This is a genomic window from Streptomyces sp. NPDC052020, from assembly GCF_040680575.1.
Classification (GTDB): domain Bacteria; phylum Actinomycetota; class Actinomycetes; order Streptomycetales; family Streptomycetaceae; genus Streptomyces.
In genome coordinates, this window is record NZ_JBFAWY010000005.1 from 237,520 (window position 1) to 261,471 (window position 23,952).

The 23,952-nt window shown below is 67.3% G+C and carries 24 protein-coding genes and 3 pseudogenes; 9 read left to right on the top strand and 18 right to left on the bottom strand.

All coding sequences use genetic code 11. From position 1 onward, the window contains the following. Window positions 1-10: 10 nt before the first annotated feature. From AB0L74_RS07005 to AB0L74_RS07045, 9 genes are all read right to left on the bottom strand, one after another. Window positions 11-991 (bottom strand): aldo/keto reductase, encoded by a 981-nt coding sequence (locus AB0L74_RS07005; RefSeq protein WP_365646537.1) that lies wholly within the window; start codon window positions 989-991, stop codon window positions 11-13. Window positions 992-1,000: 9 nt separating this feature from the next. Next, window positions 1,001-1,555 carry a carboxymuconolactone decarboxylase family protein gene (locus AB0L74_RS07010; RefSeq protein WP_365646540.1) on the bottom strand — a complete coding sequence of 185 codons (555 nt, stop codon included), beginning with the start codon at window positions 1,553-1,555 and terminating at the stop codon, window positions 1,001-1,003. A gap of 35 nt (window positions 1,556-1,590) precedes the next feature. Further along, window positions 1,591-3,153: an FAD-dependent monooxygenase gene (locus AB0L74_RS07015; RefSeq protein ID WP_365646543.1), complete on the bottom strand. Its 1,563-nt coding sequence runs from the start codon at window positions 3,151-3,153 to the stop codon at window positions 1,591-1,593. A gap of 15 nt (window positions 3,154-3,168) precedes the next feature. Further along, window positions 3,169-3,462: a putative quinol monooxygenase gene (locus AB0L74_RS07020; RefSeq protein WP_365646546.1), complete on the bottom strand. Its 294-nt coding sequence runs from the start codon at window positions 3,460-3,462 to the stop codon at window positions 3,169-3,171. Then, on the bottom strand, window positions 3,459-4,151 hold the full coding sequence (locus tag AB0L74_RS07025; protein ID WP_365646549.1) for a histidine phosphatase family protein: 693 nt from the start codon (window positions 4,149-4,151) through the stop codon (window positions 3,459-3,461). The genes AB0L74_RS07020 and AB0L74_RS07025 overlap by 4 nt, the downstream gene beginning before the upstream one ends. Window positions 4,152-4,154: 3 nt before the next feature. Then, complete coding sequence (locus AB0L74_RS07030) at window positions 4,155-4,415, bottom strand: phosphopantetheine-binding protein (RefSeq protein ID WP_365646551.1); 261 nt, start codon at window positions 4,413-4,415, stop codon at window positions 4,155-4,157. Window positions 4,416-4,482: 67 nt separating this feature from the next. After that, window positions 4,483-5,484 carry a beta-ketoacyl-ACP synthase III gene (locus AB0L74_RS07035; protein WP_365646553.1) on the bottom strand — a complete coding sequence of 334 codons (1,002 nt, stop codon included), beginning with the start codon at window positions 5,482-5,484 and terminating at the stop codon, window positions 4,483-4,485. Further along, window positions 5,481-6,494, bottom strand: coding sequence for an AvrD family protein (locus AB0L74_RS07040; protein ID WP_365646556.1), 1,014 nt, complete (start codon window positions 6,492-6,494; stop codon window positions 5,481-5,483). The genes AB0L74_RS07035 and AB0L74_RS07040 overlap by 4 nt, the downstream gene beginning before the upstream one ends. After that, window positions 6,491-6,982, bottom strand: a complete 492-nt coding sequence (locus AB0L74_RS07045; protein ID WP_365646559.1) for a hotdog fold thioesterase — start codon at window positions 6,980-6,982, stop codon at window positions 6,491-6,493. The genes AB0L74_RS07040 and AB0L74_RS07045 overlap by 4 nt, the downstream gene beginning before the upstream one ends. Before the next feature lie 235 nt (window positions 6,983-7,217). On the opposite strand from AB0L74_RS07045, the gene AB0L74_RS07050 reads away from it, so the two are divergent. Next, window positions 7,218-8,195 carry an aldo/keto reductase gene (locus tag AB0L74_RS07050; protein ID WP_365646562.1) on the top strand — a complete coding sequence of 326 codons (978 nt, stop codon included), beginning with the start codon at window positions 7,218-7,220 and terminating at the stop codon, window positions 8,193-8,195. Between the two features lie 93 nt (window positions 8,196-8,288). Here the strand turns inward: AB0L74_RS07050 and AB0L74_RS07055 are convergent, their stop codons facing one another. Further along, window positions 8,289-8,963 carry a LuxR C-terminal-related transcriptional regulator gene (locus AB0L74_RS07055; RefSeq protein ID WP_365646565.1) on the bottom strand — a complete coding sequence of 225 codons (675 nt, stop codon included), beginning with the start codon at window positions 8,961-8,963 and terminating at the stop codon, window positions 8,289-8,291. Window positions 8,964-9,187: 224 nt separating this feature from the next. Beyond that, entirely contained in the window at window positions 9,188-9,952 is a 765-nt protein-coding gene (locus AB0L74_RS07060; RefSeq protein ID WP_365646567.1) for a helix-turn-helix transcriptional regulator, read from the bottom strand. Between the two features lie 200 nt (window positions 9,953-10,152). Between AB0L74_RS07060 and AB0L74_RS07065 the strand changes: the two genes are divergently transcribed. After that, window positions 10,153-11,427 (top strand): beta-ketoacyl-[acyl-carrier-protein] synthase family protein, encoded by a 1,275-nt coding sequence (locus AB0L74_RS07065; RefSeq protein WP_365646570.1) that lies wholly within the window; start codon window positions 10,153-10,155, stop codon window positions 11,425-11,427. A 36-nt stretch (window positions 11,428-11,463) separates the two neighbouring features. Here AB0L74_RS07065 and AB0L74_RS07070 read toward each other — a convergent pair whose 3' ends face one another. The 3 genes from AB0L74_RS07070 to AB0L74_RS07080 all read right to left on the bottom strand — a co-directional run bounded on the left by AB0L74_RS07070 (window position 11,464) and on the right by AB0L74_RS07080 (window position 13,249). Continuing rightward, window positions 11,464-11,838: an MmcQ/YjbR family DNA-binding protein gene (locus tag AB0L74_RS07070; protein WP_365646573.1), complete on the bottom strand. Its 375-nt coding sequence runs from the start codon at window positions 11,836-11,838 to the stop codon at window positions 11,464-11,466. Further along, complete coding sequence (locus AB0L74_RS07075) at window positions 11,835-12,233, bottom strand: MmcQ/YjbR family DNA-binding protein (protein WP_365646575.1); 399 nt, start codon at window positions 12,231-12,233, stop codon at window positions 11,835-11,837. The genes AB0L74_RS07070 and AB0L74_RS07075 overlap by 4 nt, the downstream gene beginning before the upstream one ends. Before the next feature lie 245 nt (window positions 12,234-12,478). Further along, window positions 12,479-13,249: a calcium-binding protein gene (locus tag AB0L74_RS07080; protein WP_365646578.1), complete on the bottom strand. Its 771-nt coding sequence runs from the start codon at window positions 13,247-13,249 to the stop codon at window positions 12,479-12,481. 374 nt (window positions 13,250-13,623) lie between these two features. Between AB0L74_RS07080 and AB0L74_RS07085 the strand changes: the two genes are divergently transcribed. After that, entirely contained in the window at window positions 13,624-14,229 is a 606-nt protein-coding gene (locus AB0L74_RS07085) for a lytic polysaccharide monooxygenase (RefSeq protein WP_365646581.1), read from the top strand. Window positions 14,230-14,573: 344 nt separating this feature from the next. Continuing rightward, window positions 14,574-14,808 (top strand): annotated as a pseudogene (locus AB0L74_RS07090) (IS701 family transposase); the annotation flags it as partial. Window positions 14,809-14,866: 58 nt separating this feature from the next. Here the strand turns inward: AB0L74_RS07090 and AB0L74_RS07095 are convergent. After that, the gene (locus tag AB0L74_RS07095) at window positions 14,867-15,529 is read right to left on the bottom strand and encodes an HAD-IA family hydrolase (protein ID WP_365646584.1); all 663 of its coding nucleotides are present in this window, start codon (window positions 15,527-15,529) and stop codon (window positions 14,867-14,869) included. Window positions 15,530-16,218: 689 nt separating this feature from the next. Here AB0L74_RS07095 and AB0L74_RS07100 point away from each other — a divergent pair. The 3 genes and pseudogenes from AB0L74_RS07100 to AB0L74_RS07110 all read left to right on the top strand — a co-directional run. Further along, window positions 16,219-16,938, top strand: a pseudogene (locus AB0L74_RS07100) (replication initiator); the annotation flags it as partial. Then, on the top strand, window positions 16,935-17,147 hold the full coding sequence (locus AB0L74_RS07105; protein ID WP_365646587.1) for an excisionase family DNA-binding protein: 213 nt from the start codon (window positions 16,935-16,937) through the stop codon (window positions 17,145-17,147). The pseudogene AB0L74_RS07100 and the gene AB0L74_RS07105, both read left to right, overlap by 4 nt. Further along, window positions 17,147-18,315, top strand: a pseudogene (locus AB0L74_RS07110) (tyrosine-type recombinase/integrase). Before AB0L74_RS07105 ends, AB0L74_RS07110 begins: the two are co-directional and overlap by 1 nt. Before the next feature lie 152 nt (window positions 18,316-18,467). Here the strand turns inward: AB0L74_RS07110 and AB0L74_RS07115 are convergent. Then, window positions 18,468-18,821 carry a hypothetical protein gene (locus tag AB0L74_RS07115; RefSeq protein ID WP_365646590.1) on the bottom strand — a complete coding sequence of 118 codons (354 nt, stop codon included), beginning with the start codon at window positions 18,819-18,821 and terminating at the stop codon, window positions 18,468-18,470. Between the two features lie 145 nt (window positions 18,822-18,966). Here AB0L74_RS07115 and AB0L74_RS07120 point away from each other — a divergent pair, with 145 nt between their 5' ends. After that, complete coding sequence (locus AB0L74_RS07120; protein WP_365646593.1) at window positions 18,967-19,539, top strand: hypothetical protein; 573 nt, start codon at window positions 18,967-18,969, stop codon at window positions 19,537-19,539. 182 nt (window positions 19,540-19,721) lie between these two features. Here AB0L74_RS07120 and AB0L74_RS07125 read toward each other — a convergent pair whose 3' ends face one another. Further along, entirely contained in the window at window positions 19,722-19,922 is a 201-nt protein-coding gene (locus tag AB0L74_RS07125) for a dehydrogenase (protein ID WP_365646595.1), read from the bottom strand. Window positions 19,923-21,041: 1,119 nt separating this feature from the next. After that, the gene (locus tag AB0L74_RS07130) at window positions 21,042-21,641 is read right to left on the bottom strand and encodes a hypothetical protein (protein WP_365646598.1); all 600 of its coding nucleotides are present in this window, start codon (window positions 21,639-21,641) and stop codon (window positions 21,042-21,044) included. Window positions 21,642-22,594: 953 nt separating this feature from the next. On the opposite strand from AB0L74_RS07130, the gene AB0L74_RS07135 reads away from it, so the two are divergent. Further along, window positions 22,595-23,773 carry a hypothetical protein gene (locus AB0L74_RS07135; protein ID WP_365646601.1) on the top strand — a complete coding sequence of 393 codons (1,179 nt, stop codon included), beginning with the start codon at window positions 22,595-22,597 and terminating at the stop codon, window positions 23,771-23,773. Window positions 23,774-23,952 lie beyond the last annotated feature (179 nt).

A 23,952-nucleotide genomic window follows, 5' to 3' on the forward strand; every position in this document is an offset into this window, starting at 1 on the left:
CATCTGCCTGTCAGACGTATTCCACGACGGCGTGCGGCACATAGGGCGCCTCGAGCCGGGCCACTTCGGCGTCCTCCAGCTCCAGCTCCAAGGCGGCCACCGCGTCCCGGAGGTGATGCGGCTTCGTCGCACCGACGACGGGTGCGGTGACCGCCGGCTGCCGCAGCAGCCAGGCCAGGGCCACCTGCGCCATGGGGACGCCCCGCTCGGCGGCGATCTGCGCGACCACCCGGGCCACCGCACGGTCGGCCTGCTCGGTCGGGCCGTAGAACCTGTCCTGGATCGGGTCGCCCGCCGTGCGCGACGATTCCGTCCCCCAGTCCCGCGCGAGCCGGCCACGGGCCAACGGGCTCCACGGGGTGACGCCGACGCCCTCGGCCAGGCAGTACGGCAGCATTTCCCGCTCTTCCTCACGGTTGATGAGGTTGTAGTGGTTCTGCATGCTCACGAACCGGGTCCAGCCGTGCAGATCGGCGACGTACTGCGCCTTCACGAACTGCCAGGTGTGCATGGACGAGGCGCCGATGTAGCGGACCTTGCCGGCGCGCACCACGTCGTGCAGCGCCTCCATCGTCTCCTCGATGGGCGTCTCGTAGTCCCAGCGGTGGATGATGTAGAGGTCGATGTAGTCGGTGTCCAAGCGGCGCAGGCTGGCGTCGAGCTCGCGCATGATGGCCGAGCGGGACAGGCCGCCCGACAGCGGCTTGGCGTCGAGCTTCTCGTACACCTTCGTCGCGACGACCACATCTTCGCGACGGGTAAGTTTCTTCAGCGCACGGCCGAGGAACTCCTCGCTGGTTCCGAGGGAGTAGATGTTCGCGGTGTCGAAGAAATTGACGCCGAGGTCGAGGGCCTGCGCGAGGAAGGGCAGGCCCTCCTCTTCGGGCAACGACCACGGATGGGTGCCGAGGCCGGGTTCGCCGTAGCTCATGCAGCCCAGCGCAAGGCGGGACACCTTCAGGCCGGAGGAGCCCAGTCGCACATACCGCACGTCGTCGCCTCAGCCCTTGACCTTGTCCCGCACCTCGGTCAGCCGGTCCCAGGAGGCGTCGGACTCGTCGAGTGGGATGTCCAGGCTGGCCAGGTACATGGCGGTCATGGCACTGTGGCCGGCGAGGTGGGTCACCTCGGCGATCTCATTCTGGGAGTAGTACGTGCGCAGCTCCCGGTACGCTTCCTCGCTCGCCTTGTGGTCGACCATGCAGTCCGTGACGTAGCGGACCAGCGCGGCGCGCTCGGCCGGCATCTCGTCGTACAAGGCGTCCTCGATCGCCTTGATCTCGGTGTCGTCCAGACCGGCCTTCCTGGCCAGCGGGTAGTGCAGCAGGCGCTCGAACTCGCTGTCCCGCAGTCTGGCCACGCGCAGCACGATCACCTCGCGGTCCAGCAGGCTCAGCAGCCCGACGGTGAAGGTGGCGCCGAGCGCGAGGTGGGCGGCGGCCGAGTTCTTGGTCAACAGCAGCGCACGCGTCAGGTTGGACTCGAACTTCTCATACACCGCGCGCTGCTCGGGCGTCATGTCGGCGACTTCGGTGAGGGTGACGCGGGAGGACATGCCGGGCTCCTTGTGTCGTGGAGGGGATGAAGGGGTCATGCGGATACGGGGGTGAGGTCCGCCGCTGCGGTCTCGTGCACATGGCGGGCGAGGGCCCGGGTGACCGTGTGCACGCAGGTCTCGGCGGAGCGAGTGTCCAACGGGACGAGGGCGTCCACGTGGCCGTCGGGCCGGACCACCAACGCCTGCGCCTCGCGCGGCAGTTTGCCGAGCAGCGAGCCGGGCGGCCGGCCGCCGAGGTCGGTGAGCGCGGCGCCGGACACCTTGGCACGCAGCGCGTCGACGAGCTGCGTCCAGTGCTCGTGGCGGTACTCCAGTCCCGGCCACAACAGGACCGTGAAGCGGTCCACGGCGAGCACGGGCTGGGTGCTGGACTCGCGCCAGCCCAGCGGCAGCCGTTCGCCCGGCACCAGGGTGCGCCGCCTCGGCCGTGGCCCGTAGTGGGTGTCGATCTGGGCGAGCCTGGGCGCGAGGACCTTCTCCAGGGTCTGCGTCGCCGTGCCGAGCCGGTAGACGGCGTCACGCGCCAGAGTCTGGTGCCGGGTGGAGTACAGCCCGATCCGGGCGAGCCGGGTGGACAGCGTGGCCACCTGGTCGACGGCCGGCCGGCGCTCGGTGTCGTAACTGTCGAGCAGTTCGGGGCGGTAGTCGCCACGCACCACGCCGGCCAGCTTCCAGCCTAGATTGACCGCGTCCTGGATGCCGGTGTTCAGGCCCTGCGCACCGGACGGGCTCATGGCGTGCGCCGAGTCGCCGGCCAGGAAGACGCGGTCGCTGCCGTACGTGCTCGCGGAGCGGACGTGCGCGGTGAAGACTCCGCTGAAGCGCATCTCGCCGAGCCGCCGCGCCCCGGGGACGCGTTCGGCGAGCAGTTTCTCGAAGAACGCGCGGTCGGGTGTGTCCCCGGTGTAGTCCTCGGGCACGCTGGCGCCGACGCGGAAGATGCCGTCGCCGAGCGGCGCCAGCACCATGTTGCCGGTCCGGGTCAGGTAGTACGCCGCCTCGCTGCTGGTGGTCTCACCCAGGATCTCGGCGTCGGTGATGGCCAGCCGGGTTCTGAGGGTGCGACCCGCGAACCGGAAGCCGAACGCCTCGCGCACGACGCTGTTGTAACCGTCGGCTCCAACCACGTAATCGTAGGTACGGGTCTCCTCGGTGCCGTCGGGCAGGCGGAGCCGGCAGTTCACCGCGTGCGGGTGCCGGGTGCCGTCGAGGAACGTGTGGTCGTAGTCGATGCGGCCGCCGAGCTCGGACAGATGCTCTTCCAGGATGGCCTCGGTGCGCCACTGCGGGATGGTGATGGCGAAGGGATAACCGACACCCCGCAGCCGGTCGAAGCGGACCAGGCCGATCATTTTCTTGTTCGAGTAATAGTTCATCTGGTCGAAGTAGTGCCCGCCTTCGACCAGCTTCCGGCCCACGCCGATCCGGTCCAGCAGTTCGAGGATGCGCGGCCACAGGATGGTGGCCCGGGAGTGCGGGCTCTGCCTGCGGAGCTTGGAGATGATGTCGGCTCGCACCCCGTGGCGCAGGAGCTCGGCGGCGAGCACCATCCCCACGGGGCCGGCCCCGACGACGAGAACGCGCGGTCGCTGCATGTCGCTCACCACGGCTCAGGCGCCGAGCGCGCTCAGGCGGTGGACGTGCGGCGGGCGGACGAACGCGCCCTCGGTGCGGGCGAGGAAATCGGCGACGTAGGGCTCCTTCATGTGCGCGTCGATGGCCCGCTGGTCCGCCCAGTCCTCCACCAGCACGATGACGTTCTGGTGCTCCTCGGACCGGAAGGCGTCGAAGCGCAGCGCGCCTTCCTCCTTTCGGGTCGCGCCGCACAGCTCCTGGAACGCGGAGGTGACCGAGTCCATGCGGTCCGGTACGACGTCGAAGAGAACGGTGATTTCGATGCTCATGCGTGGGCCACTTTCTCGGCGGTGAGGGTGTCGAGGTCGATGAAGGTGAGAGGTGCGCAGGGCCGCTCCGTCCCGGCGCACTCCTGGGGGGCGGCGTTCCACCAGCGCAGGGCGACCCGGGGACGGCCCTGGGCGGTCCACTCGGTGTCCAGGCAGACCGCGCGGCAGGTGCCGACCATGACGTGCGGCACTTCGGCGCGGGTGGCGGCGAGGGCTCTGGCCACCAGGTTCAGCACCCCACCGTGCGTCACCACCAGGACCTGCCCGGCGGTCCGTTCCGCGATGAGCACATCGTGGAGCGCCGCGCAGAAGCGGGCCCGCGCGGCGTGGCCGCTCTCGCCGCCCGGCGGGGCGTAGCCGGGGTCGTCCAGCAGACGCCGCATGGTCGCCGGGTGGCTCCGGGCGAACTCGGCGCGACGCAGCCCGTCGAGGCGGCCGAGATGGCGCTCCCGCAGGCCGTCGATCCGGTGGTGGGGTACGTCGAACCGGCCGGCGGCGTACGCGGCGGTCTGGGCCGCCCGTGCCATCGGCGAGGAGTAGACGGCTGCCCAGCCGCCGGGCGGCAGCGAGCGGGCGGCGTGCTGCGCCTGCCGTACCCCCTCGTCGTTGAGCGGGACGTCGGTCTGGGCCTGGAAGCGGTCGGCGGCGTTGCGGTCGGTCTCTCCGTGCCGGAGCAGTACGACGCGCACGGCTCAGAGGGTGGTACCAGCGGCCATCGGCGCACCGAGGGCCTCGATCGCGCGGGCGGCTTCGGCAATGGTCTGCTGGGCGCTCAGGACGCCTTCGGCGATGGAGACGCCGAGCCGCTTCTCCAGCAGCAGCGACATCTCCAGCAGGGCCAGGGAGTCCACCGCCAGGTCCTCGAAGACGGTGCTCTGGGCCACCTCCTCCTGCGGTATATCGAACTTGCCGGTGAGGATCTCGATGATCATCGTGGACACGGAACCGGTCATGGGTCACCTCGGAGTATGTGGGCGTACGGGAGTCGGGCAGGCCGGGCCGACCCGGCCGGCCGGGGGTTCAGCCGACCGGCAGGTCGGGCCAGACGAGGGTGGCCGAGCCCCAGGTGGCACCGCCGCCGAAGGCGGTCAGCAGCACCCGGTCACCGGCCGTGAGGGTGCCATCGGCCAGACCGTCGGCGAGGGCGAGCGGGATGGAGGCGGCGGATGTGTTGCCGACGCGCTCAATGTTGAGTACGGCGCGCTCCGGCGGCAGCCCGAGTTGTTCGGCGACGGCGTGGATGATGCGGGTGTTGGCCTGGTGGCCCACGAGCCGGTCGACGTCGGCGACCTCCCAGCCGGTACGGGCCAGCACGGTGCGTGAGGACTCCGCCATACGGCGCACCGCGGTGAAGAACACGGATCTGCCGTCCATCCGGAAGTACCGGTCCTCCGGACGTGCGGTGCCGCCCCTGGACCGTTCCTCGGCACCGCCTCCGCGCACCGTGATCAGGTCCGTCATCGAACCGTCGCTGCCCAGGTGGACGTCCAGTACGGCGCCCGGCTCGGTGCGTTCTCCAGCCCGCAGCAGCACCGCGCCCGCCCCGTCGCCGAAGATCACGGCAGTGGTGCGGTCCTCCGGATCCAGGATGGTGCTGAAGGACTCGGCGCCGATGACCAGCGCCCGCTCGGCGAAGCCCGCGGTCACGGCACAGGCGCCGGCCTGGAGGGCGTAGACGAATCCTGAGCACACGGCCGCCACGTCGTACGCGGGGACGCCGGTCAGGCCCAGGCGGGCGGCCACCACCGGAGCCGTCGCCGGACACGGACGGTCAGGGGTGGTGGTGGCGACGATCACCAGGTCGGCACCGTGCGCACCGGCGTTCTCCAACGCCCGCTCGCCGGCCTCGACGGCCAGGTCGCCGGTGCTGGTGCCCGGGTCGACGACATGACGCTCGGCGATGCCGGTCCGGGTGCGGATCCAGTCGTCGGACGTGTCCAGCCGCCGGGAAAGCTCGTCGTTCGTCACCACACGCGGGGGCACGAAGCCGCCCACGCCGGCGAGTACGGCCGCCCGGGTCATGCCGCCACGCTCCCTTCCGGGAGCTGGTGGGCGACCGCCGAGCGCACGTGGAGGCCGGCGAGTTCGGCCACCACGTCCAGCGTGCGCCAAGTGCCGCCGCCCATGTGCAGCAGACCGGGCTCGTCCAGCCGGGTCGTCACCGGTATCGCCTCTGTGGGGCGGTCCGGGCGGGAGGCGGTCAGCGTGGTCTGCCGCATCCACAGGGTGTTGCTGTCCTGGCGGCGCATGCCGTCGAGGTCGTAGAGCATGATCTGGGCGAGCTGGAGGGCCGTGACAAAGGCGTCGATCAGCGACACGGACGGTTGGTGCGCCCCCTCCATTCCCGCGGTGGGCACGGACGCGCCGTCCTCGTGGGCGACGGTCAGCACGGCGTCGGCGCGCAGCGCCCGGTGGTCGACCGCCACCCCGCGGATGAGCTGCCGCCGGGTGGTGAACCCGGTGCCGAAGTAGCGGTCCGGGGCCGGGCCGAGGAGGGCGTCCAGGCCGGAGTAGGCGTGTGTGTCCCGCACCGTCCCCGTCGGCGAGGCGTGGACGACCTCGCAGCGTACTCGCATCGTGCCGACCGCGCAGTCGACCAGGGACACCGCACGCCCTGGCTCGCCTGTGAGGGGGTGGGTGCGGCGCAGCGTCGCCTCGGCCGGCAACCGCTCCAGGTCCTCCTGCGGGGTGCCGCCGGCCGTCACCCGCACGCGGCGCAGCCAACCGTCGCGCAGATCGGTGACGAGGCCGGTGAGGCACGCCTCGGCCAGTTGGGCAGCGACGACGAGGCCGTCAACGGTGCTGAAGTGGGGGCGCAGATCGGTGCCGGCCGCCTTCTTCGACCAGTCGGCCGGGTAGCTGACGCTCACGGAGGAAGTGGCCCGCACGGCTCCGCCCGTGCCGCGGGTGAGGCGCAGTTCGCCGATGTCATAGCCGACCCGGCGAAAGCCCAGGCCGAAGAACCGCTGCTCGGCCGGGCCGAGGTGATCGTCGACGGACGCCACCGCGGTCGGTGCTGAAGTCGGGGTCATCGGTGCTCCGTTCGTCGGGATGGGTCGCGCGGGGTCCACCGGCCGGCGGCCGGGTAGGCGCCCGGCCCGCGGCGATCGCCGCGCCGGATGGCGCAGGTGAGCCGTGCCGTGCACGTCCGGTTGCCGGAGTCGTCGCTGATGACGATCTCGTACGAGGCCATGGCCAGCCGTTCGCCCAGGGGCTGACACACTCCGGTGACGGTCCCCGAGGAGACCCAGCGGTGGTGGGTGCAGGAAAGGTCGACGCCCACCGCGTTGCCACCGGGGCCCGCGTAGAGAAACGCGGCGAGGGAACCCAAGGTCTCGGCGAACACGGCGTTGGCTCCGCCGTGAAGAATGCCGACCGGCTGGCGATTGCCGGAGACGGGCATGGTGCCTACTACAAGTCCCGGCTCGCAGGTGAGTATTTCTATGCCCATGCGCCGGGTGAGTTGTTCTCCTTCGTACGCGCTGTCGACCCGCATCGGGCCGAGCATCATGTTCGGCATAAGGGTCTCCGTCTGTTGATTGGCCCGCACCAGCGGGCCAATACAAGTCAAACATCGTGGTGCGACCGGCAACAGGTTCATGGCCTGTTGCTGCCAAGCCACTGGCGCTTTCGCCGAACCTGGGAAGGCTTGTCCTGTTGAAGTAAACCGGCTGAAACCCGGGGATGCTTCAGTACGTCGCCCACGGCACCTGGGTGACCATGGAGTTAAGAAAGAGGAAGGGAGCGCGGTCTCAGTGCAGCGCGTTTCGCTCGGCGGGCTCGATGTATCACGCATCGGCCTCGGAGCCATGTCGATGTCCGACTACTACACGGGAGCGAGCAGCGACGAGGGGGAAGCTGTACGCACCATCCGAAGGGCCTTGGACCTCGGCGTCAATCTCATCGACACCGCCGAGATCTACGGGCCGTTCGTCAACGAGGAGTTGGTCGGACGGGCGATCGCCGGGCGGCGCGAGGAGGTGGTGATCGCCACCAAGTTCGGGCTGGTCTCCCATGACGGCGCCGGTCCCAACGTGCTCGACAGCTCACCGGCAAATGTGCGCAAGGCGGTGGAAGGCTCGCTGCGGCGCCTGGGAACCGACCGCATCGACCTCTACTACCAGCACCGCGTCGACCCGGACACGCCGATCGAGGACACCATGGGCGCGCTGGCCGAGTTGGTGCGGGAGGGAAAGGTACGGCACGTAGGACTGTCGGAGGCCGGCCCGGACACCATCCGGCGCGCCCATGCCGTGCACCCCCTGACGGCGGTGCAGACCGAGTACTCGCTGTGGACCCGCGAGCCCGCTGAGACACTGCTGCCGATTTTCCGCGAGCTGGGCATCGGACTCGTCGCCTACTCGCCACTGGGCCGGGGGTTCCTCACCGGCGCGATCCGCTCTACCCAGGAGCTCGCCCCGGACGACTTCCGGCTGACCACGCCCCGGTTCGCCAAGGGCAACTTCGAGAGGAACCTGCGGATCGTCGACGAGGTGGAGGCGGTGGCCCACAGCGTCGGGGCCACACCCGCGCAGGTGGCGCTCGCCTGGCTGCTGGCTCGGGGGGAGGACATCGTCCCCATTCCCGGCACCCGGCGTGTGAGCCGTGTCGAGGAGAACGCCGCCGCGGCGACGGTCGTCCTCACGGCCGAGCAACTGGCCCGGCTCGATGCCCTCACCCCGCCGGCCGGCGAACGCTACGCCGACCAGGACCTGGCCCGCACGGGGCTGTAGCACCGAGGGGCCTGCCCAGGAAACGGTGCGGGTCCGCGGTGGCCCTGCCGATCGAGCCGGTTGCCGGCCCCCGTCGGACCTACGGCCTTCGGGTCAGATCCACTGCCTTCGGGCCGCTTCCACCCCCGCCTGGAAGCGGCTCTGGGCACCCATCCTCGACATCATGCCGGCTACGGTCCGGCGGACCGTGCGGACCGACAGGCCGGTCCGGCGGGAGATGGCCTCGTCCGTCAGTCCCTCGGCGAGAAGCGCCAGCGCCTCCCGCTCCCGCTCGTCCGGACCGGACGGCCCGGCCGTGCCGACGCGGCCGTCCGGCGGTGCGCAACTCACCCACACCTGGTCGAAGAACGCCTGGTGGGCTCTGACCAGAGGCCGTCCGTGCAGGACCGCGGCCGAGGAGTCGCCGATCCCGGAGTCCGAGGGCACGATCGCCAGGTTCCGGTCGGCCACGGCCATCCAGACCGGCAGGTGCGGCAGGGCCCGCATCTGCGCCCCGGTCGCCGCCATGCGCCGCAGGTCCTCGGCCTGCGCGGGATCGCGGGCGACGTCCGCCACGTACAGCACGCGCACCTGTGCCCCATTGCGCACGAGCTGGGCGGCGAGCAGCGCCGCTCGCTCCCGCACCCGGCGGTCGTAAGGGTGACGAGGCAGCGCGAGCCGTAATTCCCGCATCGTGCGGAGGCGCAGGGTGTCCAGCAGGTCCGCCACGGAGTCCGAGTCGGTCAGTGGTTGAAACGTCGTCTGGCTGTTGTCGGATCTGACGAGCATCTGGCTTTCCATGTCACCATTCCGCATTATGAGATACACGGACTTGGCACGGACCCCCCGTGCGCCCTTCGGCGCGACCCTGGCCACGTGACAGCAGCAGCTCAATGGGTCACAACTTGCGCCTAAAAGAGGCTGCAAGGGCCATTGAAGGTTGTCAAGCGGCAAAAATTTGCCGCTTGGCGGTCAACTTTTCCTGTGTAGAGTGGCCATGAGGATGGGCGCCGTTACGCTGGCATCAGAGCTACAAAGCGAGCGCCTGGACGGTAAGCGGGGAGGAGGACCTGGGCGGTGACAACCAACTCGGTCTTTGATACATGGGGGAGCATTAGGCGGAATCTCCCTCCCTGCCGGAACGCGACGATGCGTGGCCCGGCGTTCCAGAGTTCGCGGCACACTGGTTCGTGCTGCACGCACGTCAGTAAATCAGTGAGTGTCGGATCGTCCGGACTCCGGAAGAGTGCGAACCTCAACTGTGCGAGGTATAGCGCGGCCTGTTTATTCCAGTCCACTATCTGCTCACGTGATTCAGGATTCAGTAGGACCCAGCGCATTAGATTGGCTTCCGGGTCACGGACCCAGGGAAACCACTGAGCCATGAGCGCGTTGTAGGCGATGAGATTCCACGCACGGTCGATGAGGTAGGCGGGGAACGTCGACTGAGCGTTGACCAGCTCCTTGAGCGGGCCGACCCTGCCCCCGTCGTTCATCGACTGCCTGTCGTCCGACACCTCGGTTACCCGGTACCAGTACAACGCTGTACGTTCGTCGGGGCCAAGGACCAGCGCGTCCGCGAGTACGGTCAACGTGTCGGTCGTCAGCGGGACTTGTGCCCCGCTTTCCAGCGCGCGGTACCAGCGCTCGCTAACGCCCATCCGCTGGGCGACCTCCCTCTGCGGCAGGGCCTTGCCACGCCCGAGTTTCAGCCCTGCCTCGGTGCGCCATGCGCGCAGAAGGTTCGGAAGGTCGGTGAGCTCCAGCTGGAACTCCACTGGTTCCAGTATGTCTGAGACGTGCGCCTCCGTCATGGTCCCCCGTTCGTGTCAGTCATCGAACAATCCACGCTAACCGGAGGCGTCATTGACTCCTTCGAACATGAGTGTGCCTCGGTTCGTGTTCGTGGTGCAGTCGGTCGAGGGATCTTTGGGAAGAACTTAAAGAAGTCGCCAGAGACGAAGGGGAGTCTCATAAAATGCTTGTCATGTCCGCGCCAAGACGGGTAGTCGTTACCGGATTGGGCGCCATCACGCCGCTCGGCGTCGGGAGAACATCCCTCTGGGAAGGACTGCTCGCCGGCCGCTCGGGTATCCGGGCGCTGACGGAGCCCGAGTTTGCGGGTCTTCCGGTCCGGATCGCCGGAACGGTGCCGGTCGATGCCGCCGAACTCCTGCCAAAGCCACAGGCGCGGCGCATGAACCGGGCTGCGAGGCTAGCGGTGGTGGCGGCTCGCGAGGCATGGCGGGACGCCGGGCTTCCCGAGGGCGGCACCCGAGATGGTGGGCTGAACCCGGAGCGGGTGGGCGTGTGCGTCGGCACCATCATCGGTGGCACCAGTGTACTGGTGGAGGGCGACCGCCGACTGCGGGACAAGGGCGCCCGGGCGGTGCCGCCACTCACCGCGCCCATGGCCGTGCCCTCCCAGGCGGCGTCCCAGATCTCGCTCGACCTGAGCATCACGGGGGAGGCCCGCACCGTGGTCAGCGCCTGCGCCTCCGGCACGGAAGCCATCGGCCAGGCCATCGACCGCATCAGGTACGGACGCCTCGACGTCGTGCTCGCCGGCGGGGCGGAGGCCGCCGTGACGCCCGAGGTCATGGCCGCGTTCTCCGCGATGCGAGCGCTGTCCGCTCGCAACGACACCCCCGAAGCCGCGTCCCGGCCCTTCGCCAAGGACAGGGAGGGGTTTGTGAACAGCGAGGGCGCGGGTCTGCTGCTGCTGGAGTCGGAGGAACACGCGCTGGCCCGGGGCGCCCGGATCTACTGCGAGGCCGCCGGGTGGGGTCTGTCGGCCGATGCGCACCACATGGCCGCACCAGACCCGACGGGCAGGGGAATAACGGCCGCCCTGCGGCGTGCGGTCGAGGACGCGGACGCCGACACTGCCGACGTGATCCACATCAACGCACACGCAACCGCGACCGTCGAGGGCGACCTCGCGGAAGCTACCGCCCTCAGCACCGTCTTCGGTGACGCGGACGGCGTCGTCCCCGTTCCGGTCACCGCTCTCAAGGGAAGCCTCGGGCACCTTCAGGGCGCCGCGGGTGGTGTGGAGGCGGTGGCCACGGCACTCTCTCTGCACCACGGGATCATCCCGCCGACCATGGGCTGCGACGACCTCGACGATGCGATCCCGCTCGACGTCGTCGCCAATTTCGCCCGCCCGCTGCCTGAGCGGGGCGACCTGGCCCTCAGCAATTCGTTCGGCTTCGGCGGCCACAACGCGGTCCTGGCGCTGCGACGTCGGTGACGTCATGGTCGGCCGGTGGGATACCACTCTCTCCGGCTACTGCCCCGCTCCCCGGGGCTGCCGCTTGCGCGGTACCGATTCCAGGACGAGGTCGTAGGAATGGCCGACGAGGTCCTCCACCGTCCCCGGGGTGATGTCCTGCCCCGCGCTCACGGAGATCCAGTGCCGTTTGTCGAGGTACCGCCCGGGAGCAACGCAATCGTGCTCCTGTCGCAGGGACCGTGCGAGGTCAGGCTCGGCCTTGACGGTGATGATCTGCTCGTCGGGGTCGTCCGTGACGATCAGGAAGACCTTCCCCGCCACCTTGTAGACGTCCAGCTTCTCGGTGAACGGGCGCCCGTTGCTGACGCCGGGCAGTTTCCTCGCGGTGCCGCGCGCGACATCCTGGAGCCGTTTTCCGGTGATCGTCATCGTCGCGCGGCCCGGGCGTGGGTGCCGTACGTTTCCGGATCGACCGGCTGCTTCGTCCGGGGAAGGTTGCCGACCACGAGCCGGTAGGACTCGGTGACGAGCTCCTCGACCAGCTTCTTGTCGAGCGAGTCGCCGCCCTCAAGCGTGATCCAGTGCCTTTTGTTCATGTGGTAACCGCGGGTGACGTCCGCATGCGCCTCACGCAGGGCCTCAGCCTCACCCGGCTCCGACTTCAGGATCACGACCGGTTCGCCGGGCACGCTGGTCATCAGCATGAACACCTTGCCGTGTACCTTGAACACTTCCCAGTCCGGGCCGAAGGGATGCTCCAGCCGGGCTCCGGGAAGTCGCTCCGCGCACTCGGCGGCGAACGTCTGCAGGGTCGATCCGTTCACGAGCGTCTCCCTTCCTTCCTGGGGCGGTAGCGGGCAGGGACGCCGACCACAAAAGCGGCCGGGCGCCCCATGAGGGCGGGGCGCGCTTCCATCCTCTCTCCAAAGCGGGCAAAACGGGCAGAGCTTCCGTCTTCGGCGTTCGCGGCTGACGCGGCTCGGGTGGCGGGTCGCCGACGGCGGTGGCTCGGCGCGCCCGCGACGCTGTTCGCGCCGCGGGACAGGGCCTTCGGGCATGGAAGACGCGCTTACGGGAGGACGATGTCGCGGCCGGGTCCGCCTTCGAGGGAGTCCTTTCCGGTGCCACCGCAGACGAGGTCGTCGCCGCCTTCGCCGTCCAGTGTGTCGTTGCCGGGGCCGCCGAGGACGATGTCGCGGCCGTCCCCGCCCATGGCGTGGTCGTCGCCGGGGCCGGCGTGCACGGTGTCGTCACCGCCGTAGCCCTCGATCATGTCATCGCCCCGGCCGCCCCACATCCGCTGGTTGCTGCTGTCGCCCATCAGGTGGTCCATGCCGTCGCCGCCGTGCAGGGCGGCGGGTCCCATGACCATGTCGTTTCCCGCGCCGCCCAGCACCGTGCGGGCGGTGTGGGCGTGCAGTTCGTCGTCGCCGGGGCCGCCGCTGACGGTGCCGATCCCGGGGGTGAAGGCGGCGATCGTGTCGTCGCCGTCGCCGAGGAAGACGTCGATCCTGTCGGGCCGGGCGCTGTCGGCGGGCAGTTCGCAGACGACGGAGGTCGTGTCCTCGGCTCTGGAGTACGCGCAGTGGTCGCCCGGTTCGAGCGGGACCACGTCGCTGACGCCGATCCGCCGGATCCCGTCGCTGGTGTACATCGAGAATATGTTGAGGTTGTTGGTCTGCCCCGCGGCGGCGGTGAAGACGATCGACTGAGTCGCCCAGTCGGCTCCGACGCGGGCCTTCGCCTCGGCGGCGGGGGCGGCGGCCGCCGGGCCGACGGCGAGGCCGGCGGTGAACAGGGTCACGGCGACCGCGCTGACGGCGGTTCGGTTTCGGTTCATGAGACCTCATTTCGGTGGAGTGACGGTGGACCGACCTGCTTGGCGTGATGCTGCCGGGGACCGGGCGGACCCGGTCGTGGAGGCAGTCTTCCCCGCTGGTCCGGATCCGCAAGACCGCGAGGTGACGCGGTGCCATGGTGAGCCGCTGTCCCGGGAGCGGTGCTGGCTCCCGGATCACGGCGGATTGCCTGCTCGCTGACCGGCCGTGTGATCAACTCCGTTCGTTTCATTGACATTTCACTCAGAGGACCTACCGTTGGGAGCGCTCCCATTACAGCCTTGCCACTGGAAGGAGTTCCCCCCACATGCGTAATCACAGTCCCTTAACGGGGCGTTCGCGGTGGTCCCTCCGCCGGCCTCTCCAGGCGCTCGTCATGCTGTTCGCCTTGGTCGCCGGCGCACTGACCTGGTCGGCCCCCGCCCAGGCTCACGGCACCATCGTTGGCCCCGCCTCCCGCGCGTACCAGTGCTGGAAGACGTGGGGCAGCAACCACACGAACCCGGCCATGCAGACCCAAGACCCCATGTGTTGGCAGGCCTTCCAGGCCAACCCCGACACCATGTGGAACTGGATGAGCGCGCTCCGCGACGGCCTCGGTGGCCAGTTCCAGGCGCGGACCCCCGACGGGACGCTCTGCAGCAACAACCTCTCGAGGAACGCGAGCCTGGACAAGCCCGGGGCGTGGAAGACCACCACCGTCGGCAACAACTTCTCGGTCCAGCTCTACGACCAGGCGTCCCACGGCGCCGACTACTTCAAGGTCTACGTGAGCAAGCAGGGCTTCAACCCCAAGACCCAGACCCTGGGCTGGGGCAACCTCGACTTCATCACGCAGACCGGCCGCTTCGCTCCGGCGCAGAACATCACGTTCCCCGTCCAGACCTCCGGCTACACCGGACACCACATCGTGTTCGTGATCTGGCAGGCCTCGCACCTCGACCAGGCCTACATGTGGTGCAGCGACGTGAACTTCGGCTGAGCCGGGGAGCGCCGCACACGGCACCGGCCTCTGCCGGGCGCCGGTAACCCGCCGCCCGGCCGACCGAGCTCCGTCGGGACAGGGGACCCATAGGGTCACCCTGCCCCGACGGGGCTTCCCGCGCTCCTGGTAATCCAGCCGCAGTCACTTCCTGGCCTGGTCAGGGGCGACGTCCGCAGTGCAGTGGGCGGGTGGTGCGCCGGGGGCGGTCTTGCACGCCCCCCCCAACGAGTGGATCGGGAAAGCGGCCGGCCCCTGATACGAGTGCCTCCCAGCCTGGTCGATGAACACGCGAACGCTGGCTGGGACGGAAACTCGACGCCCCTTTCCTCCGCACCGGCCACCGCTTTGGCCGTGCTGACCCGCGGCGCCGGATGCGGGACCTGTGTGCCTGCTGCCCCCCTCGAACCGCGAGAACAGCCGGCAGTTGGCGGAGTTCGCCGGGCACCGCACGCCCGACGGCCTCCAGCGGTTGTCAACGGAGCGACCTGGACCGCTGACGGCGTCCGCGACGACTCGCAGTCGTACGTCGCCGAGCACCTCGGCGATGACAACGGAGTGCTCGTCATCGACGAAACTCCGGCCTCGACGACGCTCATGGACACCGCGGATACGACGAGTTGGCTGGAAGTCACCTCTAGACGGAAAGCGCGGCGCTCACTCCGAGCAACGCTTCAAGTTCGGCCACCGTGGTGGCTTCATCAGTCGCCAGGATGGTAGTGATACCCAGGGCTTCAGCAGGCGGCAGGTTCCGAGGATGGTCGTCGACGAATACGCATGCCCGCGCAGGAAGCCCAAGCCGTTCCAACGTCAGCTCGTAGATAGCAGGGTCGGGTTTCGCCATGCCGACCTGCTCGGAAATGACGCGCACATCGAACAGGTCCCAGATGCCGGTGCGCTGGTACGGGTTGAAGGGGTCTGTGCCGAAGCTGTTCGACAGGAGAGCGAGACGGCACCCCCCGCTCTTGGCAGCGCGTGCGAGCGCGGCCATGCGCCGAGCCGGGGGCACCGCGGCCCAGGCGCGCCCCATCAGGTTGTCCGGTGCGACATGGGCACCGAGAAGGGCTGCGGTGCGTTTGTTCCACTCCTCCTGGTCGATCTCACCGATCTCCAGCGCCGTGTAAAGCCGCCGGCCTTCAGGGTTGTCGTTGAGGGTGGCGCGCCACGCTTCCGGGGGAAGCCCTTCCGACTCGCACCAGGCGCGGTGCACGGCGAGCGGATCGGCGGTCAGCACGCCGGCGAAGTCCAGGATGAGCCCTTGCCCGGCTTGGCGGTTCGCGGTCCCCACGGGCTGCGGCATGCTGCGTGCTCCCTCTCGCTCGGCCTCCTCATGAAGACGCTACCGCGCGGCGGACGCACGGATGCTGCACAAGCCGCAGGACTTGTACGGCGCGCGGGCCCCGCTTCGGGTGGTGTGCCGAAGGACGCACTCAGCACTGCCGCATTCCGGCGTGGTCGCCCCCGCTGCGTGGTCCCTACTGGCTGGCCGTGCAGCACGGGGACCCGTGCGGGCACGACCGAAGGACGCTGACTCAGCCCTGGCGTGAACAAGGAGTGGCGGGAAGAGGTCACCGCCGGTTTCGATGGTCACCAACCGAAGCTCCGGCTGAGGCGACGGAGAGGTGAACCGGCGGCACTTCAGGCACGAATCTGGCACGCGGCGAACGATCACCGTGCGCAGCAAAAAAGGCCCAGGTCTCGGACCTGGGCCTCCCACTGGAGCGGGTGACGAGAATCGAACTCGCGCTCTCAGCGTGGGAAGCGACGGCGCTTGGGGAGGCAGGTAGTCCCTGACCCGGGTGTATTCCTCTGGTGCGGCGCCCAGGGGCGCGAGGTCGCACCACTGTCGACCGTGGTTGTCTGCTCTCACGGGCACGCCAGGGGCACGCGGCGCGAAGAGCCCGTTCGATGCCGCAAGGCCGAGGGCCGTGGCTTCCTCGTACCGGCCGAGGCTCGCCCTTGGTTCATTTGCCGGCTTGGGGGCCGCCCCGCGTGTCCTTCGCCAAGGTCGCCGAGTACCAGAAGCGCGGAGCCGTCCACTTCCACGCGGTCATTCGCCTCGACGGCCCCGGCGGAGCCGACACCCCGCCCCCGTCCTGGGCCACCGCCGACCTGCTCACCGACGCCATCCACGCGGCAGCCACCAAGGCACGCGTCGACGGCCCGGTCATCGACCACCGCGCCCACACCTTCACCTTCGGCCGCCAACTCGACGTACGCACCATCCGCTCCGCCGACTTCAACGACGGCCAGGAGCTGACCGAGCGGGCCGTGGCGGCGTACATCGCCAAGTACGCCACCAAGGGCGCCGAGACCGCGACGGGCGTCCTCGACCGGCCGCTCAAGTTCGCCGCCGAACTCGCCCAGCTCGACATCAGCGACCACGCCCGCCGCCTCATCCGCACCGCCTGGGCCCTCGGCGCCCGCAAGGACCTGGAACACCTCCGCCTGCGCGCCTGGGCCCACATGCTCGGATTCCGCGGCCACTTCTCCACCAAGTCCCGCCGCTACTCCACCACCCTGGGCGCCCTCCGCGACGCCCGCGCCGCATGGCGCCGCGCCCAGGCAGCAACCGACGAACGCCCGGCAGACACGACGTACGTCCTCGCCCACTGGGTCTTCGCCGGCACCGGCCTGTCCGACACCGAAGCCTGGCTTGCCGCATCCCTCGAACCCGCTCCCGGTACGGAAGGAGAGCCCACCGCATGAACGACCGCTACCTGTCCGTGGACCAGGTCGCCGAACTGCTCGGCACGACCGCTCGCTTCCCCCGGCGGCTGATCGAGGAGCGGCGCATCCGGTACGTGAAGGTCGGCCGTCACGTGCGCATCCCCGAGAGTGTGGTCGAGGAGTTCATCAAGGCTCGCACGGTGGAGCCGCTGAGGCGTCCTCGTACGCGCTACGGGCGGGCCGCCTGATGGCCAACAACAAGGGCAAGCGCCGCCGTTTCGGTGCGATCAGGCGACTTCCCTCCGGCCGCTATCAGGCGCGGTATCCCGGACCGGACGGTGTGATGCGCCCGGCGCCCGAGACCTTCGCGACGATCGCCGACGCGGACGACTGGCTCGCGGAGAAGCAGGCCGAGATCCGACGGGGAGAGTGGCGGGACCCGGAGGCCGGTGCGGTGAGCTTCCGGGCCTACGCCGACAAGTGGGTGGAGGAACGGGAACTGGCCCCGCTCACCCGGGATCTGTACCGCTACCTCCTCGACAGGTACCTGGCCGCCTTCGCCGACTCCGACCTGGACGAGATCACGGCGCCGCTCGTGCGTGAGTGGCGGGCCGAGCGGCTGCGGGTGACCGGGGCCAAGACCATGACGGCCAAGGCATACCGCCTCCTGAAGGCCATCATGGAGACGGCCGTGGACGATGAGCTGATCACGCGCAATCTGTGCCGGATCAAGGGCGCCGGCAAAGAGAAGGCGGCCGAACGGCGCATTGCCACCGTCGCCCAGGTCGACGCGCTCGCCGAAGCGGTCGGGATGCGGTGGCGGCTGATGGTCTACCTCGGTGCCTACGGTTCGATGCGGCCGGAAGAGCTGGCCGGCCTGCGCCGCCGGGACGTCGACCTGGAGAACCTGCGGATCAGGGTCCGCCTTGCCGAACCCGAGCGGATGAACGGACGACGCGTCCGGGCGACACGAAGTCGGAGGCCGGAACCCGGACTGTGATTCTTCCCGCGTTTCTTCGCCGGGAGCTGCGCTGGCACCTGGAGTCGTACGCCGAGCCGGGGCCGGACGGGCTGGTCTTCGTGGGGGAGAAGGGCGCCCCATTCCGCCGTAGCACCTTCGGGCGGAAGTGGCGTAAGGCACGGGAGATCGTCGGCATGCCCGAAGGCTTCCGGTTCTACGACCTCCGCCACACCGGGCACACCCTCTCCACCCGGTCCGGCGCCACCCTCAAGGACACGATGGTCCGCGCCGGGCAGTCCTCCGAGAAGACCGCGCTGATCTACCAGCACTCCGACGAGGAGCGGCAGGAAGAGGTCGCCGCCGGCCTCGACGCCACCGTGCGGAAGGCCCGGGCGGAGGCTGCCAAGAAGGCGGCCGACAAGCGTTCTGGCACGGATCTGGCACGCGGCGACTGATCACCGAGCACAACAACAAGGCCCAGGTCTCTGACCTGGGCCTTAAGCATGGAGCGGGTGACGAGAATCGAACTCGCGCTCTCAGCTTGGGAAGCTGCGGGCATTTGGGGCGGATAGGGCTGCTGAACTGGGCGTTCGCCCGACACTAGGTCTCATCGTCCCTGGTCGCTTTCACCGTGGTTGCCCGCTGTTCCCCGCTCCATATGGTGCGCTTGTGGTGCGTCGGCTGTGTCCTGACCTGGTGCCGTCGGCTCGTCGGCTCCCCCATACAGATCGGCGCGGAGACGCTCCTTGGCCGCTTCAAGGCGTGGGCCGTAGTCGGGCATGAAGATCTCGCTCAGCGTCTTGTCGAGCGTTCCGGAGATCGCGTAGATCGGCGACCAGATGGCGCGGTCATGCACGATCCCCTGAAGGTCGTCGGACTGGAACATGACCTGGTAGAGCCAGTCCGACAGCACGAACGCTTGATCGCGCGTGAGCCTGATGGTGATCGCTTCCTCGTCCACACTCTCAACCTAGCTGCCTCGACTGGCGGTGTCGTGAGCCGGCGCTGCCGTGAAGGCCACTAAAAATGACGACCCGTCACCGCTCCAATTGCGCCGTGATCGGCTAGGTCCGGTAAATGCGTCGCGCTCCTGCGAAACTCTGTCCATGGACGCAGGGTTGGCAGCAGTACTGGGCGCTCTCGCAGGGGCCGTTGCAACGACGGCGGCGGCACTCGCTACGGGATGGTCCGCGCGGGAACAAGCGAAGATCACAGCGCGCGGTGAGCACCGGCGACAACGGCGCGACGCCCGGCAGGCGGTCTACGAAGAGTTCATAGCCACGGTCAGGGAACAGATGGCTCACGCCAGTCCCTTGTTTGAAGAATCCCCGCCAGAAGACCAGGAAGAGTTGGATCGACACCTCCAATCATCGGGAGTTAGAGATCCCGCTTCACTGCTGACCGATGCCTACAGACTTCATACTGACGCATTGAAGGTTCTTACCCGCGTCCAATTAGCTGGCCCTAAAGACGTGACGACAACCGCCAAGTCTGTCTGTAACCGTTCTTTCGCTTTGACTTCCTCGTTGGCGTCACTTATCAGTACGCCTCGCGAAATAGATGCACTCCGGAGATCTTTCCGTCAGGCCGAGGAACGCTTACTGAAACTAGATATGGGGCTGGATGCATTCATCGATGCCGCACAGGCTGCCTTGGATGACGACGGCACGACAGCGTGATCACCATTCCCGCGAGTCACCGCAGCCGGGGACCCTGGACGCCTAGGTACCGCCCTACGGGCTGCGTTGCCTTTAAAAGTTCGATCTACCCTCGTCTTGCTCCCGACTCGCCTCGGGCACAGTGCCGGACGCGGTTGCCGCGTGTCGCTGCCGTCCACGCTCGTTGACGTCAGCGTTGGATATCAGCGGAACAGCTTGGGCACCGGGCAGGCTTCCAAAGACCCGTCCGGCCGGTCGGCCCAGCGCCACCAGACATGCCGACCGGCACACCCCCAGAGCAACCGGCAGGCGCGCCGGCCATCGTCCTCCCGCGGGGAGAGGACAAAGCCGCCCGCCTTCATGGGCTGGCTGCACTCAGGACAGTCCGGAGCGAAGTCGGTCATGCGGCGCACCCTAACGGAGCGACCTCTTCGTCCAGAAGCAACTTGGGCGAGCGTCCGACCTCGGGCTGGTGCGCGTCTCACCTGCCGTGATGGTCCGCAGGTGCGCGTGCTTGTCCACCGCTGTACGTTGGCGTTGTCACGCAGTCAGACACTCATCGTTGTCACGAGCCCAACCGACCGCCTCGAGGTTGACGCCCACCTCACACTCGCCCGTTGGTGCCCGCTGCTACTCGTTGCTGTTGGTGTCCGTCGTTGATGTCGGCTCGCTGCGCTGACGGGCGTGACGTTGGCGCAGTCGCCGTATCGTCAAGCCCGACAGGCTGATCAGTACGCCGCTCAGCACGTTGATGACAAAGTCTTGGATCAATGACCCCATGAAAGCGTGGGCGCGCTAAAGGGCCGGACTGCGCACCGCGCTCCTTGCATGCAGACGTCAGACGAGTGAAACGACGACGCTGGAACAGCCCCGGCCCGAAGCAGAAGCCAGCGAGAACGGTGACCATCCGCCGCTCGTGCTGGGTTCGGTCTTGAGGTATTCAGGGAGATGACTGGGCAGTGGGCGGCCCGGTTGCCGCCACGAACCGCCCTGTTGAGCAAGGGCATCGACAACGCGTACGTTTCGCTGCGCTGCTGCGCGAACACCTGTGATCACGGATTGCCGAGAAAAGGGCTCGGTTACGCCGTTGCGAGGGATCACAACGAGCGACAGGGTTACGACGGTTGTGAACCTCAGTCCACACTCAAAGCACTGGCGGCGTCGACTGACTGAAGTGCCGCTGCCGTCTTCACTGATCGTTACAACGGTCGTGGGCGCAGAACACGAGGGACACTGCATGGGGCGCCTCCTCGGTTAGGGCAACTCGACGGCACCACTGTAGAGCCCAGGAGCGGTCTGTGTGCTCGAATGGCCAGCGCGCTCGGAGCGACCGGTTGGTTGGCAAGAAACACCCCATCTTGCCCGACCGCCACCCCTGGGGGGAAACCCGTTCCGCTAGAGCCCCCTGACCTGCGGTTTCGCTGCTGAGAGGGCGCGGCACACCTGTCACTGTCGGTCACCGTTGGTCGGCCTCGGGGACCCTCGGACGGCCCAGGGACGGCCCAGGGCTGGGAACCGCTCACTCAAGCGACTGGGTCGCCACCCGCAGCTGCTCGCTGTGAAGCCAGGTGAAAGTGCGATCCGGCTCCAGGCGTGCTTCTCCCCAATGGATCACGTGGATGCCGCCCTCCGGGTCGGCGGTGAAGAACAGGCAGACCAGCGAAGGTCTCGTGCAGATTCTCGTACTCCTCGGTCGTGTACTCGTCATCCAGCGGGAAAAGGCCGTCCTCCGGGTCAGGCCCGTGACTCAAGAGCATGCGGCGGCGGGTAGGGGAAGCGTCAGCAGCCAGGCGCGCCCGTTCAAGAGGCCTGAGCCGGTTGGCGTACTTGAAGGGAAAGAGCGCATGGCCGTTGATGACGGCGTACTCGTACCCGCGTAGATCCCGCACGGCTTCTCCCAGCTCCCGCGCGATGTCCGCCAGGTTCTCGCGCACTGCCTCCGCCAACGTCGAGCCGTAAGGGCTGCGCTTCTTCAGCCTCGCGGCGAGGTGTACTGCATGAGCACGGGTGTGGGCCCGAGCCAGTTGCTCCGGGCTCGCTTCGACGAGCCTGCTGGCATGCCGCCCAAACCGCTCCACGGCCCAACTCGACGGCTCACCCTGGTCGCCACCCAGCACGGACATGCAGAGTCCCCCTCCCTAGTCACCCGCCTACCAACTGTGTGGCACGTGCATGAAGCATCAACAAGAGGGCGGATCCGGCCAAGCGGCGCGAAGGGGTCCGTTGAAGGCGCAACGGCAGGAGCTTGCAAGGCGCTGGAATAGTACGTGAGCGATCAGTCCGTGACCCAGGGGGCTTTCGCAGAAGCTTCTGACTGGTGAGGTCACTTCTCAATGCATTCGACACCCGAAGCGATGCCTGTAGCGCCGGCGGGTTCGTGAGTCGCCCTCGGGAGGTGAAGGGGTTGCGCGGTTCCGGGATCAAGAGCCGCCGGGTCATGCTTCACTGAAGCATGACGGATGGCTCCTCCCACACAGCAACGGTCGCAGACAGCATCGGCTACTTCGTTTTTACGGCTGGCGGATCCAGTCGCATGGATGTGCACCAGGTTGCGCACAAAATCCTAGAGGCGGAAATCGCTGAAACAGTCGGCTCCCCCAGTGACCCTGAAGTGCGAGTAGCACCTCGATACGCAGAATTGTCCAATCTGATTCACCTGAGCGAGTCCTATGGACAACTTGCATCCGATTTGCGCGGCGGTAGACCATGGAGGTGGATACGCAGACATCCTCGACAAGCAATAAAGATGGCACCCCTGATTCTCGGATCGATTTTTTCCGAATCCGCACGGACTAGTTACGCTTCCTCGCTTGAAGAGGTAAGTGAACGCACAAGAGAAACTGAGGATTTTATCCGGAGATCCGTTGCTGAAGCACAGTTCATAAATGCGGTTCAGCACACGATCGAGCAGGACATGTACAGGCCAGACTACCTGAATAGCGAACCTTACCTTAGGTTGCACCTGAAGCCAGTCGTAGTATGGCTTAACGTCTTGAATGGAGGCATCGAAAGGGGAGCCGAGGATTACACTGAGGGCGTATACGCGAATGCCACATTGCTCCTTCACTCATCCGGTGTGATTCAGATTCAGATCGCGCTCAAATTTCCTCGCAACATATCGACCGTCGAGCTAGAGCGCATGCAGTTTGGCGGAAGTGCAATCATATCTGCCGCCGAGTATCCTGAGGTGTTGCTTCGCGCCGCTACGCCTAGCCGAGATCTTGAAGAACGATTGCTGGGGCACTGGATTGAAGGCGAGAGGGCGGGAACTCGGTGGCGCAGGTGCCGTTTTCAGGATCCCGCATCCGTGGCCGACCTGTTTACGGCCTACCTAGACGCCATTTTTAATCTCGCCGTCAACGAGCCATCTAGCGAATGGCTGTGCCACCCTGTAATTTTCGTAAAAAAGATCGATTGCTGCGAATCTGAGGAGCAATTTCGTAGTCTTCATTCCGCCGAGCTTGTCTCGTTGCTGGCGCGCTACACCTCCCGACGTGGCGAAAGAGGGGAAGCGATTTCGGAACTCGTACCACGGGACCGATCACTAGACCTTGACCACTCGATTTACATGGGTGCGAGTCACACCATCTCTATCCGGTGGCCTGAGTTCTCTGGTCCCGAGGAGTACGCCGGGCATCTAAATCACATCATTGTCGTCGAGTGCGCGCTTTTGCAGTACTGGCAAATTAAGATGATCGATGAGCGAGTTGCCGGGAGTGCTGGCCATTTGAGGGAGATCGCCCAACTTCAACAAGATGCAATCTTCGGAATGAGAGAGTATCGCAATTCACCTTTGTCCTACGGTACGGCCAGAGATGCCGCCGGCGCTATTTTGCATGGACTAGGGGCGGATCGCCTTTACGGGCACACGCTTGAATGCTTGAGTCAACTTCAGCAGCTTGTCGCAACGCGCGATTCGCAGCGTTCTGCTCGGCGCGCTAATACGCTTGCCGCCACAGCTGCTGTAGCAGCAGCGGTTCTGGGTCTTCCCGCCGTAGAGGACACATTGAGCGTAGCAAAAAAAATTCCACCAACGGGGATTTGGGGAACCGCGGCTGCTCCCCTCAGGGATCTCGCTGCCCAGGGAGCTATAGGCGCCTGGAAGGGTTACATCATTTTGCTTGCGACTGTCCTTCTGTTCGCGCTCGTTTGGAACAGAATCTACAAAAGAAGGATGTCGAAAAGGAAGCAACGAAGTACTGCAGGCATGAAATGGCCATGGGGCACTGTGACGATTACACGCCAAGATGAATAGTTCTCAAAATGCGGCCATATGTCGCAGCTGAAGGTAGCCCGTACATACGCGCGGTAGGTCGACAGAACCTAAAGATTTGACTAGGTCGGTGGAGCGGCTTTGGGCTGGAGCTGCTTTGGGGCGAGTGATCATGGCCCCGTAAGCTTCCGGCGCGTCGGGCAGTCTGTGGACCTGCCCGT

Bases quoted from the DNA above. Each gene is read 5' to 3' on its own strand.
- AB0L74_RS07010 (WP_365646540.1), bottom strand. From the start codon at position 1,555: ATGTCCTCCCGCGTCACCCTCACCGAAGTCGCCGACATGACGCCCGAG.
- AB0L74_RS07015 (WP_365646543.1), bottom strand. From the start codon at position 3,153: ATGCAGCGACCGCGCGTTCTCGTCGTCGGGGCCGGCCCCGTGGGGATG.
- AB0L74_RS07020 (WP_365646546.1), bottom strand. From the start codon at position 3,462: ATGAGCATCGAAATCACCGTTCTCTTCGACGTCGTACCGGACCGCATG.
- AB0L74_RS07030 (WP_365646551.1), bottom strand. From the start codon at position 4,415: ATGACCGGTTCCGTGTCCACGATGATCATCGAGATCCTCACCGGCAAG.
- AB0L74_RS07035 (WP_365646553.1), bottom strand. From the start codon at position 5,484: ATGACCCGGGCGGCCGTACTCGCCGGCGTGGGCGGCTTCGTGCCCCCG.
- AB0L74_RS07040 (WP_365646556.1), bottom strand. From the start codon at position 6,494: ATGACCCCGACTTCAGCACCGACCGCGGTGGCGTCCGTCGACGATCAC.
- AB0L74_RS07045 (WP_365646559.1), bottom strand. From the start codon at position 6,982: ATGCCGAACATGATGCTCGGCCCGATGCGGGTCGACAGCGCGTACGAA.
- AB0L74_RS07055 (WP_365646565.1), bottom strand. From the start codon at position 8,963: ATGCTCGTCAGATCCGACAACAGCCAGACGACGTTTCAACCACTGACC.
- AB0L74_RS07065 (WP_365646570.1), top strand. From the start codon at position 10,153: ATGCTTGTCATGTCCGCGCCAAGACGGGTAGTCGTTACCGGATTGGGC.
- AB0L74_RS07070 (WP_365646573.1), bottom strand. From the start codon at position 11,838: ATGACGATCACCGGAAAACGGCTCCAGGATGTCGCGCGCGGCACCGCG.
- AB0L74_RS07080 (WP_365646578.1), bottom strand. From the start codon at position 13,249: ATGAACCGAAACCGAACCGCCGTCAGCGCGGTCGCCGTGACCCTGTTC.
- AB0L74_RS07085 (WP_365646581.1), top strand. From the start codon at position 13,624: ATGCTGTTCGCCTTGGTCGCCGGCGCACTGACCTGGTCGGCCCCCGCC.
- AB0L74_RS07095 (WP_365646584.1), bottom strand. From the start codon at position 15,529: ATGCCGCAGCCCGTGGGGACCGCGAACCGCCAAGCCGGGCAAGGGCTC.
- AB0L74_RS07105 (WP_365646587.1), top strand. From the start codon at position 16,935: ATGAACGACCGCTACCTGTCCGTGGACCAGGTCGCCGAACTGCTCGGC.
- AB0L74_RS07120 (WP_365646593.1), top strand. From the start codon at position 18,967: ATGGACGCAGGGTTGGCAGCAGTACTGGGCGCTCTCGCAGGGGCCGTT.
- AB0L74_RS07125 (WP_365646595.1), bottom strand. From the start codon at position 19,922: ATGACCGACTTCGCTCCGGACTGTCCTGAGTGCAGCCAGCCCATGAAG.
- AB0L74_RS07130 (WP_365646598.1), bottom strand. From the start codon at position 21,641: ATGTCCGTGCTGGGTGGCGACCAGGGTGAGCCGTCGAGTTGGGCCGTG.